10 protein-coding genes are annotated in these 13,378 nt (G+C 61.7%); all 10 read right to left on the bottom strand.

The window, feature by feature from the left end; translation table 11 throughout:
- Positions 1 to 159: 159 nt before the first annotated feature.
- Positions 160 to 1,434, bottom strand: a complete 1,275-nt coding sequence (gene clpX, locus BM136_RS03335; RefSeq protein WP_009238059.1) for an ATP-dependent Clp protease ATP-binding subunit ClpX — start codon at positions 1,432 to 1,434, stop codon at positions 160 to 162.
- A gap of 197 nt (positions 1,435 to 1,631) precedes the next feature.
- Entirely contained in the window at positions 1,632 to 2,279 is a 648-nt protein-coding gene (gene clpP / locus BM136_RS03330) for an ATP-dependent Clp endopeptidase proteolytic subunit ClpP (RefSeq protein WP_024975598.1), read from the bottom strand.
- A 41-nt stretch (positions 2,280 to 2,320) separates the two neighbouring features.
- Positions 2,321 to 3,664 (bottom strand): trigger factor, encoded by a 1,344-nt coding sequence (tig, locus tag BM136_RS03325; RefSeq protein WP_092970246.1) that lies wholly within the window; start codon positions 3,662 to 3,664, stop codon positions 2,321 to 2,323.
- A gap of 244 nt (positions 3,665 to 3,908) precedes the next feature.
- On the bottom strand, positions 3,909 to 5,927 hold the full coding sequence (gene mnmC / locus BM136_RS03320; protein WP_092970244.1) for a bifunctional tRNA (5-methylaminomethyl-2-thiouridine)(34)-methyltransferase MnmC2/FAD-dependent 5-carboxymethylaminomethyl-2-thiouridine(34) oxidoreductase MnmC1: 2,019 nt from the start codon (positions 5,925 to 5,927) through the stop codon (positions 3,909 to 3,911).
- Between the two features lie 76 nt (positions 5,928 to 6,003).
- Positions 6,004 to 7,164 (bottom strand): aromatic ring-hydroxylating oxygenase subunit alpha, encoded by a 1,161-nt coding sequence (locus tag BM136_RS03315; protein WP_092970242.1) that lies wholly within the window; start codon positions 7,162 to 7,164, stop codon positions 6,004 to 6,006.
- A 95-nt stretch (positions 7,165 to 7,259) separates the two neighbouring features.
- Positions 7,260 to 8,081, bottom strand: coding sequence for a siderophore ferric iron reductase (locus BM136_RS03310; RefSeq protein WP_092970240.1), 822 nt, complete (start codon positions 8,079 to 8,081; stop codon positions 7,260 to 7,262).
- Positions 8,078 to 9,961, bottom strand: a complete 1,884-nt coding sequence (locus BM136_RS03305) for an IucA/IucC family protein (protein WP_092970238.1) — start codon at positions 9,959 to 9,961, stop codon at positions 8,078 to 8,080. Before BM136_RS03305 ends, BM136_RS03310 begins: the two co-directional genes overlap by 4 nt.
- 18 nt (positions 9,962 to 9,979) lie before the next feature.
- On the bottom strand, positions 9,980 to 10,585 hold the full coding sequence (locus BM136_RS03300) for a GNAT family N-acetyltransferase (protein WP_092970236.1): 606 nt from the start codon (positions 10,583 to 10,585) through the stop codon (positions 9,980 to 9,982).
- Complete coding sequence (locus BM136_RS03295) at positions 10,575 to 11,813, bottom strand: MFS transporter (RefSeq protein ID WP_092970234.1); 1,239 nt, start codon at positions 11,811 to 11,813, stop codon at positions 10,575 to 10,577. Before BM136_RS03295 ends, BM136_RS03300 begins: the two co-directional genes overlap by 11 nt.
- Positions 11,810 to 13,189: a lysine N(6)-hydroxylase/L-ornithine N(5)-oxygenase family protein gene (locus BM136_RS03290; protein WP_092970232.1), complete on the bottom strand. Its 1,380-nt coding sequence runs from the start codon at positions 13,187 to 13,189 to the stop codon at positions 11,810 to 11,812. Before BM136_RS03290 ends, BM136_RS03295 begins: the two co-directional genes overlap by 4 nt.
- Positions 13,190 to 13,378: the final 189 nt, after the last annotated feature.

The following is a 13,378-nucleotide window of genomic DNA, read 5'->3' as shown; positions in this document are numbered from 1 at the left end:
GAAAGTCATGTAAGGGCTAAATTGGGCACAGCGACGGTTTTACAAGACCGCTGCTGCAAGTCGCATGCCGACCCGGTTTCCCGAAGCAAAAAAAGCCGCTCGCGAGCGAACGGCTTCCTGCATGGGACGCATACGGCGCATCCCGGCCGGGCATTCGCGTCAGTTGGAACCTGCAACCTTGGGTTGCTCTTCGTAAATCAGCAAGGGCTTGCCTTCGTCGGAGATCGTACTTTCATCGATCACCACCTTTTGCACACCCTTGTGGTTGGGGAGGTCATACATCACATCCATCAAAGCGTGCTCGACGATGGAACGCAGACCGCGCGCCCCCGTCTTGCGCTTGATTGCCTTGCGGGCAATTGCCGTCAGCGCGCTCGGGCGAATTTCCAGCTCCACCCCTTCCATTGCCAGCAGCTTCTGGTACTGCTTGACGATTGCATTCTTGGGCTCGACCAGGATTTCCATCAAGGCAGCCTCGTCGAGCTTGGCCAGCGTCGCCACCACGGGCAGACGGCCGATCAATTCGGGAATCAGACCGAACTTGATGAGGTCTTCCGGCTCGACTTGCGGCAGCACTTCGCTGACATCGCGCTCTTCCTTGCTCTGCACCTCTGCACCAAAACCAATACCGGTCTTGTCAGAGCGCTGCATGATGATCTTTTCCAGACCATCGAAAGCGCCGCCGCAGATGAACAGGATGTTGGTAGTATCCACCTGCAGAAAGTCCTGGTTCGGATGCTTGCGACCACCTTGCGGGGGCACCGACGCCATCGTTCCTTCAACCAGCTTCAGCAAAGCTTGCTGGACGCCTTCCCCAGAAACGTCCCGGGTGATGGAAGGGTTGTCAGACTTGCGCGAAATCTTGTCGATCTCGTCAATGTAGACGATGCCGCGCTGGGCCTTGTCCACCTCGTAATTGCAGTTCTGCAGCAGCTTCTGGATGATGTTTTCGACATCCTCGCCCACGTAACCGGCTTCGGTCAGCGTAGTGGCGTCGGCGATGACGAACGGCACGTTCAAGAGACGCGCCAGCGTCTGAGCGAGCAAGGTCTTGCCGGAGCCAGTCGGCCCGATGAGCAAGATGTTGCTCTTCGACAGCTCGACATCGTCCTTCTTGCCGAGGTGCTTCAAACGCTTGTAATGGTTGTAAACCGCGACCGCCAGGATCTTCTTGGCCTGCTCCTGACCGATCACATATTGGTCCAGGCTCTGGCGAATTTCATGCGGCGTGGGCAGATCGGACTTGACCGCCAGACCACCCTCCTTTTCGGAGATGGCAGCTTCGTCCCGGATGATCTCGTTGCACAGGTCGATACATTCATCGCAGATGAAGACCGAGGGGCCGGCAATCAGTTTCTTGACCTCATGCTGGCTCTTGCCGCAAAACGAGCAGTACAGCAGCTTTTCGCCAGTCGAGCCTTTCTTGTCCGCCATAACGATTACCAGTAGTTCTTGGCAGCATCATACGCCAAATTATCTGGCGACGATCCGCAGGTGTTGTTCAAAGCAAAAACGAGGCGCGAGGCCTCGTTTTTGACACCGCTTGACATGTTTGGTGCGGTTAACCGGTGTGCCGTAGAACGCACCGGCAACCCCGCCTACCGCCCACATCGACGCATGACTTCGACACTTCAGCGCTTGGCGATGACCTGATCGATCAGACCGTATTCCTTGGCCTGCTCGCTGCTCATGAAGTTGTCGCGATCCGTGTCGCGGGCGATCTTGTCGACTGGCTGACCGGTCGCCTCCGAAAGCACAGTGTTCAGGCGCTCACGCAGGTACAGAATCTCGCGGGCCTGAATCTCGATGTCCGAGGCTTGGCCGCGTGCACCACCCAGCGGCTGGTGAATCATGATGCGCGAGTTCGGCAAGGCAAGACGCTTGCCCTTCGCACCAGCTGCCAGCAGGAACGCGCCCATGCTGGCCGCCATGCCCATGCACAGCGTGGACACGTCCGGCTTGATGAACTGCATCGTGTCGTACATCGCCAGACCGGACGACACTGAACCGCCCGGCGAATTGATGTACAGCGAGATGTCCTTGTCCGGATTCTCACTTTCCAGGAACAGCAACTGTGCCACCACGAGGTTGGCAGTCTGGTCGTTGACCTCGCCCACCATGAAGATCACTCGCTCCTTGAGCAGACGCGAGTAGATGTCGTAGGCGCGCTCGCCGCGGCCAGACTGCTCGACCACCATCGGCACCAGACCGAGCCCCTGCGTTTCGAGCGCGGAGGCCTGAGTGCGAGCAAGTTGGTCGATCAGTTCATTGCGGATCATGCGGTTCTCCGGTGCTTATTTCGGAAACTCTATCGATCGAATCAGCCTTGCGCCGGAGTGGCGGTCAGCTCTTCGAACGACACAGCCTTGTCGGTGACCTTGGCCTTGTCGCACACAAAATTTACCACGTTGTTTTCGAGCACGTAGGCTTCCATCTCGGCCAGGCGCTGCTGGTCGCCGTAGTACCAGCGGATGACTTCCTTCGGATCTTCGTAGCTCTTGGCGAACTCTTCGATTTCAGCCTTGATCTGCTCCGGCTTGGCTTCCAAGCCGTTGGCCTTCACGACTTCGGCCAGCACCAGACCCAGCTTCACGCGGCGCTCAGCTTGCTGCGTGAACATCTCGGCGGGGATCGGCATGTTCTTGGCGTTCGGCATGCCGCGCGATTCGAGGTCGCGACGGGCCATTTCGACCAGACGTTCTTGGTCTTGCTCGACCAGCGACTTCGGCACGTCCAGCTCTGCCACCTTCAGCAGCGCTTCCATGACTTGGTCCTTGAGCAGAGCGTGCGTGCGACGCTTGACTTCACGCTCGAGGTTTTCGCGGATGTCGGCGCGCATCTTGTCGAGGTTGCCGTCGGCGATGCCCAGCGATTGCGCAAAGGCTTCGTTGACTTCCGGCAGGTGCGCCCATTCGACTTGCTTGAGCGTGACGGTGAATTCAGCGGTCTTACCGGCGACGTCCTTGCCGTGGTAGTCCTCGGGGAACGCCAGCGGGAACTTCTTGGACTCGCCTTGCTTCAGGCCCAGCGTGGCTTGCTCGAACTCAGGCAGCATGCGGCCTTCGCCCAGCACGAAGCTGAAACCTTCAGCCTTGCCACCAGCGAATTCCACGCCATCGATCGTGCCGACGAAATCGACCGTCACGCGGTCGCCGTCTTGTGCAACAGCTGCACCGCCGTCGCCATGCTCGCCGGCTTCGCCGCGCGGGTGATAGTGCACGCGTTGCTTACGCAGGATGTCGAGGGTCTTGTCGATCTCGGCATCGGTGATTTCGGTCTTGGTGCGGGTCAGTTCCGCGCCAGCCAGATCGCCGAGCTTGACTTCCGGATACACCTCGAAGGTGGCGTCGAACGCGACTTGATCATCGGCCACGCCTTCGGTCTTCAGCTCGAAGCGCGGTTGGCCGGCAACCTTCACGCCTTGCTCATTCGTGATGTCGAAGAACTGACGGGCAGCCTTGTCGTAGCGAACTTCGAATTCGACTTGCTGGCCGTATTGCTTCTCGACCATCTTCATGGGGACCTTGCCCGGGCGGAAGCCGGACATCTTGACGGTCTTGGACAGACGCGCCAGACGGCTTTGCTTCTCTTGCTCCACTTCGGCCTTCGGGACAGCCAGGGTCACTTTGCGATCAAGCTTGCCGAGGTTTTCGATAGTCGACATGGTCGTAATTCCAGATTCAGAAAATGGTTGCGTCGAACGGCGCAGCGCCAGCAGCAGCCGTGGTTCAAAGTTCTTGGTCTTGCCGGGCTTGCAGGAATGCGGCGCGAGGGCCGCTCGACTGCACGATGCACGGCACAACGGGCGCGTTCAGGCTGGCAAACGCAAAACGCATATTATGGCATGGAACGTTCGGCGGCCCTGCTTTTTTGGGTCAGAACGCTTGGAAAACCCTTCAAACGGCGCGTCAATCCACCGGTCCCGCGATTTCATTTTCCGCGGGTGCGGCGCCCTGCTCCTGCGCGCGTCGATGCTGCAATGCCCGCAGGATGAAGCGGCCAGGATCAAGCGCCGCGGCCAGATCGGATTCAAGCGGCAACGGACCACCGTCGATCTGGGCCGCAAGCAGCTCCGCCCCCAGCACCGACCATGTGAGCCCGCGCGAGCCATACGCAAGCGCCGCATACAGCCCGGCGAGGCGAGGCAGTTGTGCATGTGGACCGCGCAAACGAAAGCCGGGCGCCATGGCCGCCGCCTCATCCACCAGTGGGCCGATCAACGGCAACCGATTTGCGGAGACGCACCGCACACCAACATAACCATGCAGTGCTAAGGGATTGAGCGTCGCCAGCGCGCCCGATTGCTGTGGCTGCAACCGGGCCAGCCGCCCGAGATTGGCCGCGTGATCGGCAACGCGCTCGGCCAGATCGGATTCGCCCGGCTGGAACGACGAGCCCGTGCGCACCGTCTTTGCCCCCGATTCGGCGGGCAGCAAGTAGCCATCGCCGCAGACGACGGCCTTCGGCCATGCCGCACCCGCGTCCAAATTGCTCATGGGCACATCGGTAAGTTGACCGCGCACTGGCTTGAGCGACGCAGATGTGAGCGGAGCCAGGCGTGCGGCACCAAGACTGTTGGCAAGAACGACGACCGGCGCGCTCGCAATCACCTCGCCTCGGGAATCCAGTGCATGCCATTGATCGCCGGCTTGGCGCAGCGATTCGACGTGCGTATTCCAGCGTGCATCGACTGCGGCGCCAGCCGCGGCCAGATTGGCGCGGCAAACGTCAGGCGGCGCGACCCAGCCGGCTTGCGCAAACCACCAGCCGCCCTGGGGCACGCCGGCACCGACGCGCCGGGCGGCGTCGTCCACATTGAGCCAATCGATGTAATCGGCCGGATAGCCGAGCGCTTGCACGATGCGTTGCTGCTCGACGGCGTCGTCGGCGTGTTCGGCGAGTTGGAGCACACCGGTGGGTTGGAAACCTGTGGCGAAGCCGGCGCGATCGAGTGCGTCCCAATGGCGGCGTGCGAGCAAGTTGCCGGCGCGCGAGAGGCGCGAGAGCACGCTGTCGTCGATGGACACATGCGGGTGCATGGCCGCTGCGCGATGCGCCGACGTACCACGCGCGGGGCCATCGCTTTCGTCGATGAGCGTGATGCGCCAGCCGCGCGATGCGAGCCGCTCGGCAACAGAGCAGCCCGCAAGCCCGGCGCCAAGCACGATGGCGTGATGCTGGCTCCAGGCGGGCGCTTCAGCCGGCCCCCGCCTGGTGCGCCAATGGGTCGGGAACTGCGCGACCGTCATGTCGCGTTTGGAGCCGAAGCCGGGCGCCTTGTGGGCCTCGAAGCCAGCCTCCTGCAGGCCGCGTCGCACGAATCCTGCGGCGGTGTACGTGGCCAATGTCGCGCCGGCACGAGCGACCCGCGCAAGCTGCTTGAACACGCGCGGCTGCCACAGGTCAGGGTTCTTGGCAGGAGAGAACCCGTCGAGATAGAACGCGTCGGCGGCGCACGAGAGTTGGGGCAGCGTCTCCATCGCATCACCGAACAGCAGCGTGAGGGTGACGCGGCCGCCGTCGAACACCAGGCGATGCACACCGGGCACCGGCACTGGCCATGATTGCCGGAGCGTCTCGGCCAGGGGGGCCAGCGCGCCGCCCTTCGGATGCACGATCGACAAGCCAGCGCGATCGAACGGATGCTTCTCGATCGAGACGAAATCGAGCCGCGCACAACGTTGCGGATCATCGCGCCATGCAGCCCACGTGGCCAGAAAATTGAGGCCCTGGCCGAAGCCGGTTTCGACGATGGTGAAAGCGCGCTTGCCCTGCCACGCAGCCGGCAAGCGGTTGCCACCCAGAAAAACGTGATGCGCCTGCGCCAGACCGCCTTCGGAGCTGTGATAGACGTCGTCGTACTGCGCTGAGAACGGTGTGCCGTCCGACGTGAGCTGAGGCGTGGCGAGAACGAGGCCGCGTGGCATGAAACACCCTGGGAAGAAGCGGCGAATTGTAACGCCGCCGCTTCCCTGCGCCTTGATCTAAGGCAGCGGCTCTGCGTTACACGTCGGCGACGGGCAGCGTGCCCATCACGCGCCGGTACCACGCGTGGAAGTGCTGCATACCGTCTTCGAGCGGCGACTGATACGGCCCCGTTTCCGACACGCCGCGCTCCATCAGGGCCCGACGGCCAGCGTCCATGCGCTCGCCAATCTCGTCGTCTTCGATGCAGGTTTCCATGTAGGCGGCGCGCTGCGCTTCGACGAATTCACGCTCGAATGCGGCAATTTCTTCCGGGTAATAGAACTCGACCACGTTGACCGTGTCTTGCGGCCCTTTCGGATACAGCGTGGAGAGCACCAGCACATGCGGATACAGCTCGATCATATGCGTAGGGAAATACGTGACCCAGATCGCGCCAAAGTCTGGCGACGCACCGTGTCGATAGTCCAGCAGACGATCGTGCCATGCACCGTAGACATCCGAGCCCGGCTGGCTGAGTGCCTGGTGGATGCCGACGCGCTGCATGCTGTACCAGTCGGCGAATTCCCATTCCAGGTTGTCGCATGTGACGAAGTGGCCAAGCCCCGGATGAAACGGCGCGACGTGGTAATCCTCCAGATAGACCTCGATGAAGGTCTTCCAGTTGTAGTTGCACTGATGGACTTCCACGTGGTCGAGCACGTAGTCGCCAAAGTCGAACTCGGGACGCGCGAACAGCGGCGCCATGTCGCGTACCGGATCGCGGGGGCCTTCGAACAGCAAGCCATGGCAGTTGCGCAGTTCAAAGCGCTGCAGGTTCTTGCATGGCTTGCTGGGGAACTGCGGGGCACCGATCAGCTCGCCGCGGTCGGTGTACGTCCAGCGGTGCAAGGGGCAGACGATGTTGCCGCCGGCTGCGCGCAAGTTGCCCGTGCCGTTCCCTGGGCCAGCCACGCTGCCCGTTTCACCTCCGAGAATCAGCGCTTGTCGATGCCGACAGACATTGGACATCAACTCCACCCCGCTGGCGTTGCGCACGAGCACACGGCCGCCCCCTTCATGGGCGAGGCGCCGCCAATCGCCGCATTCGGGTACGGCTTTTTCGTTGCCGACATAGCAGGCGGAATGCTTGAAGATGGTTTCGAGTTCGCACGCGAACAAGGCTTCGTCGAAATACGCGGCGACGGGTAATTGGGTATGCGCTGGCATCACGTGCGCCAGGCGCCCGACATCAGTCATCGAAGAGTCTCCAACACGGAGTGGCGAGGGGTTCGGCGTGGGTCGAACGCGTCCGCCCCACCAGGTATCGGGGGACCGAGCTCGCCCCAGAACGTTCAGGACGCGCAGGACGCTTCGGCCAGCAGGCGGGCGATGCGCGCGTCTAGCGTGAGCTTCGGACAGGTGCTGCACTTTTCTCCGTCGTGGCGGCGGAAATGGTGGCAGCAGACCTTGCGGTCGAGAGCAAGCGCGCGCGTGCCGTCTCGGGCGCGGTAGGCAAAGAAGCCGCAACCACCGGAGATGCCAAGATGCGTGAGCCACTCCTCCCCTGCTGCTACCAGGCCCGCATCGGACAGCTGCGCATGCGGACGCACGGCCATGAGGGCGCCAAGCACGCACTCGGCTTGCAGCCGATCGGCAGCGCGATCGTGTAACGCCACCAACGGTTTCAGCGCGCGCCGCATTGCCGCGCTGAACATGCGAAGTTCAGCAGAAGCGGCTTCCATCCGCACGGCGAACGTGCCATCGACTGGCGCATGCACAGGTAAATGAACACCGCTCGGGAAACCGTTCTTCACGGGCTGCGCAAGACCTGTCAACCTGGGCATCGGCGCATCGAGATGCGCGGCGATCACACACAGATAGATTGGCTGCCAGATCGCCAAGCCCCAGCACCGCAGGGCGAGGTAATGCGAGCCGGCTTCCGGATAAGCGCGCGCCCAGTGACCGCATAGCGCTTGCAATGCAGCGTCATCGCCCAGACGCAGTGCGCCGGCCGGCGCTTGGCCGCCCTGCTCACCGCGCAAGCTGGGGATGACGCGCTGCGCCACCGCCCACACGCGCGCGAGATTCGGGGCAGGCGACGGCCGCCAGACTGCAGCCGTGGCGAAGCCCGGGGCGGTGGCGTCTTCTGCGAAGGCGCGCATGCCGTCTGTCATGCGGCCGCTTCCTCTGTTTCGGCCGCCACCGAAGGCCCCCACGCCGCGCGGCGGAACTTGGCGATCGGATTGACCAGGTTGCCGGCCATCTTCAGGCTCGATGCCGGGTCTGCCAGATTCACCATCTGCACGTTGTTGCCCAGTTGCAGGCGGTTCAGGCACGAATGCAGGAACTCGGGCACGAACATGTCGTAGTGCGCGTACTTGGCGGCGCGTTCCGGGTGGGCGTCCTGATACTCGTACACGCAATCCGCAACCGCACCCCAGAACTCGTCTTCGGTGCAGCAGCCGTTTTCCACCAGCACGTGGTTGATGTGACGCAACACACCGTCGAACACGTCAATGAAGATGCCGAGCAGCTTGAAGTTGTCCGGTACCTCCACGGCCAGGCGTCGCACGCGCTCCGGCAACCATTCACGCGCCTTGATTTCGAGGATGGCCGACTCCTCCGCAATGTCTTTCATGATGGCGCGCACTGGCACGTGGTTCTCGATCACCAGGATGAGGTTCTCGCCATGCGGCATGAAGCTCAAGTCGTGCGCGTAGAAACAATGCAGCAGCGGCGCGAGATACGCCTGCAGGTATCGGCGCACCCACGTCAGTGCCGGCAGGCCGGAGCGCCGGATCAACTCCGGCATCAGCGCGACGCCGTCCTTGTCGACATGCAGCAACGCGGCCATCGTCATCAAGCGCTCACCCGGCTGCAGAAGTTGCAGCGGGTTCTCGCGCCACAGTGCAGAGAACATCTTCTTGTACGGTGTATCTGTTGGAATCGCCGCCTCGTAATAGAAATTTCGGAAGCCGATCGCGGCCACTTCCTGGAGGATGGTGAAGCCGTTCTCTCGCAGGAACGGATCGTTTGACACCAGCCCCTTGATGAACTCGTTGATGGCTGGCGTGCCCGACATGTAATAGGGCGATAGCCCACGCATGAACCCCATGTTCAGGATCGACAGCGAGGTTTTCACATAGCGCTTGGAGCGATCACTCGTGTTGAAGAACGTGCGAATGGATTGCTGAGCGATGTAGTGGTCCGCGCTGTAGTCGAGGCAGATGATCTTGCGCTGCGCCACGTAGCCGGCGAATGCAATGGAAAGCTTGCTGAACCACTGCCACGGGTGCGCGGGCATGAAGTGGTAGTCGGCTGGGTCGACGCCCTTGGCAGCCACCTGCCGGGTGAAATCGTCAACCGTGCCCTGGCCCAGTTCTTCGGCCAGCAACTGCGCGTAATCCAGCGTGGAAAGCGTCGATGGCGTGGCGTGGTCTTTGTGTACCGCCAGCCAGATCACGCGGATGTCGGACCCTGCCTCCGGCGCATAGGCTTGGTAGTCGACAGCATTGAAGCCGAGCCGTCCATTGTTGGCGACAAAACCTGGGTGCCCTTCCATCATTGCGACCTCGATGGTCTGGAAGTCGGTGGCGTCGGCCAGTTGTGCGCTGCTTGGGGCGTCGGCCTTCATGCGCTTGTAGGCACTACCGAACAGCGTGCTGCTGATTTCGTCGAGGTAGATGGGCAGCAGATCGTCACGGATGCCAAGACGCTGGCGGCATTCGATGATGAATTGCAATGCATCAAGCGGTTGCTCAACGCCATCGACAAGGCGGCGAATCGACTCCGACCGGATGAACCAATGGCGCAGCGCCAACCGCTGGGCTTCGAACTGGTAGCAGACCTTGCCGTCGTCGGAAAACACCTGAAACAGCGCGAAGCCGTTGGCCGCATCTTTCACGTGTTCGGGTTCCAGGATGATCTCGTGCGCATATTCGGCAATGGCTTTGCGCAGCAGCAGCCGATTGGCCTGTGCCCACACTTCAGGCGTGAGGTGGGCGGCGGCCTGTGCCGGGTGCTGGGAAAGCTGGTTCTGAAGCGTCACATTCATGGCGAATCCTTTGGCTTGTTAAGCGGTGGCTGCGGTAAGGACGGTAGCCTGTTCAAAATCCCGTCGGGTGCAGAAAGCGAGGCTGGCAATCTTTTCGGTAAAGGCGACGTTGCGGTCGTAGACGAAGCCGGCGGCGCGGTTGATGGCGTGAATGCGCTCGTTGTTGGCGTCGGGCTCGACCACGATGCGGGCCGCCCCGAGGTGTTCGAACATGAAACGCATCAACGCGAAGAACACCACGCGCGTGTAGCCCGGCACGCGCACATCCGATGGGCCGATGAAGATGTGCATGCCCAAATCGCCGGGCAGCACGTCGTAGAACGCGCGGATGCGGTCGTGCGCGGGGTCGTAGCACTCGGCCAGGAAGACCGGGCGCCCTGCTTTCCAGACCAGATAGGCAGTGGCATGCCCGGAGTCCATCAGCTCTCGATAGATCTGGCCGATCTCGGCTTCGGTTTTGTCGCGCATCAGCCAGAACGACGCGCGCTCCGGCTGGAACCAGCGGTGCAGTATCGGAATGTCTTCCGGAATACGCAGCAGGCGGAAGGTGTAACCCTCGGCATCCGTGTACGGCACGTGTGCCGCATCAGCGCGACGGTGGATGGCGCGCATATCAATTGGCATGGGCGGGCGCCTCCAGGTTGGCGGGTTCGCCTGCCCTGCCTGCTTCGGTCGCACGCGCGGCACTCGGCACGTTCAGGATCAGGCGATCTAGCAGCGCTGTCAGCACAAAGCCCCCGGCCGCCAGCAGGAACGGCACGTGCAATCCGTAGCGGCTGACGATGGCCCCTGCCGCAAACGAAGACAGCAGCACACCCAGGTTCTGGAAGAAATTGGTGATGCTGTAGTCGTGCGCATAGCGCTGCGGCGTAGAAAGCCGGAACAGGCTCACATCGAGCTTGACGATGATCTGGAACAGCGCCCAGCCATAAAGCACGCGACCCAGAACAATCAGCGCAGCGTCGGGCGCAGCCTGCAGCAGCAAACCGGCGGCGCCGAGCAGCAAATTGCCCAGCGTATGGTCGGGCAGCCGACCGCCGCGTGCCCGGATGCGGGCATGCAAGCGCAACGCCATGATGGCCATCGCACCCGGTATGGCAAAGACCAAGCCTGAAACGAACTCGCTGCCGCTGCCCGATACCTGCTGCCAGTACACGGCAAAGAACGAACGAATCAGGTACGCGCTGAAGTCGAACACCAGCATCACCAATGCCAGGCGCAGGATCGGCAGGCGATCACGCCAACTTGTGCGAGTCGGCTCATCGGCAGAAGCTTGCGCATGCTCGCCCGAGTTGACGGGCACGATCTTGCCGCTGCGGATCAGATACAGGCACACGCCCATCTGGAAGAAATCGCCCGCCGCCATGGCGACGATGCTTGCGCGCGGCCCCCAGGTCTGCAGAACGAAACCGCCCACCACCGCGCCGAAGATGGCGCCAAAGTGCACCACCACGGAGAGGATGCCCACCGTGGCGGCGTGCTGCGCCTTGGGAGTGAGCCGCATCATGTACGGATACATCAGCAAGTAGCTGCTCTTGCACATGAACATCAGCATCGACAGCACCCAGTACGTCACCACGTCGGGCGCCCAGTCGCTCAGCAGACTGAACGTGCCTGCCGCGAATTGCGTGTAGACCAGTAGGTGCAGCGGTTCCACGCGCTTGGCTACGCGCGCCCAGACAGGCAACGTGCACATCACTGCGATGGAGATGGCGGCCACGTACGCGCCCACATGTACGGGGCTGTCCAGCCCATAACGCGATGCAAAGAATTGCGGATAGAACGGAATCAGGATCGCATCGCTGATGACGGCAAACGCAGTCATCAGAATGATGTAGCGGCGCAATGTCATGCGGCCACCCCGGCGGTCTCCTCGACCGTTTCCGGCACGTGCTCCTGGGCAGATCCCTTGGCAGCCAGCGGAATGAAATCGGGCGTGGCCGGAATCGCAAAGTCCTGGATGGCGATGCGCTGCTCGATCTTGTAGTGCTCCACTCCTGTCAGCTCGCGGATGATGCAGGAGTTGCGGTAGCAGCTCATCCCGAGGTCAGGATTGGTCAGGCCGTGCGTGTGCAGGCCGGCGTTCTGCACGTAGACCTCATTGCCGTTGAAATCGGCCGCGTAGTTGCGCGAAAGCTGATATCGACCCTTGGCGTCCCAGCGCAGGCGGTGTCGGATGCCATCGATAAACGCGGGGATGTTCTGCTCATAGCCCGTGGCAAGCACGAGCCCTTCGGTGCGATGTGCATAGCGCGCGCCGCTGTCGAGCTGCTGAAACTCGATCTCGTAGGTACCGGTCGCGGCATCGTGCCGACAGGCCTGCAACTCGCAGTTGGTGATGAGGTGCGTGCGCAGCGCGCCCGTCTTGCGCTTGTCGTCGAGGAGATCGTATATCTGGTTGATCAGGCTCGCATTGACCCCTTTGTAGAGGCTGTCCTGCTTGCGGATGATGCTTTCCTTGCGACCATCCGGCAGGTTGAAGAAGTAATCGATGTAGTCCGGAGAGATCATCTCCAGCGTCAGCTTGGTGTTCTCCATCTGGAAGAAGCGCGGCGAACGCGTGATCCAGACGAGGCTGTAGTCGTATTTGTCGCGCTCCTTGAGCAGGTCGTAATAGACCTCCGCCGCGCTTTGCCCGCTGCCGACAATGGTGATGGAGCGTTTCTCGCGCAGCGCCTCCCGCACGTCGATGTAGTCGGCGGTGTGCAGATAGCGATGCCCATCGCGAGGCACGCATGCGGGAAATGACGGTGATGATCCAACGCCCAGCACCAGCTTGCGTGCGCGCAGTACGAACGGCTCCCGCTCTGCGCCGCGAAAGCCCGTGACGACGTAGCAATCACGTTGAGCGTCATAAACCAGCGCGTCCACGTCGTGGTGGAAATGCACGCTGCTGAGTTGTGCGATGACCCATTTGCAGTAGCGGTTGTATTCCGCGCGGCTCAGATAGAAGTTCTCGCGGATGTAGTACGAATAGATCTTGCCTTCCTGCTTGCAGTAATTCAGAAAGCTGAAGCGGCTTTTCGGGTCTGCCAGACTCACCAGATCAGCCAGAAAGGGGTTCTGCAATGTGGTGTTATCAATCAGCATGCCAGGGTGCCAATTGAATTCTTCAGCGCGCTCCAGAAATACACCGTCCAAACCATCAATCGGCTCTGCCAGACAGGCCAGACTTAAATTGAATGGCCCTAAACCAATTGCAATAAAATCATAAACATCGGACCTCATCACGCTTGAACCTCCCGATTTGCAAAGACTGCATTTACCAAACGACAGCACCAGGAACGCGACTGGGCAAGCGCAGCGAACGCGCACGCCCTCCGTCGGCCGGCGGCTTGAGGCCGTGCCTAGGCCGGGTGAATTCAGGTGGGGGTTTGATCACAGCCGATGCGTGCCGGCCGCTGAATGATCATGAAT

The sequence above is a fragment of the Ralstonia sp. NFACC01 genome (assembly GCF_900115545.1).
In the GTDB taxonomy this organism is placed as follows: domain Bacteria; phylum Pseudomonadota; class Gammaproteobacteria; order Burkholderiales; family Burkholderiaceae; genus Ralstonia; species Ralstonia mojiangensis.
Note: the sequence above shows the minus strand (reverse complement) of the source record. Positions and strands in the feature narration are given on the sequence as shown.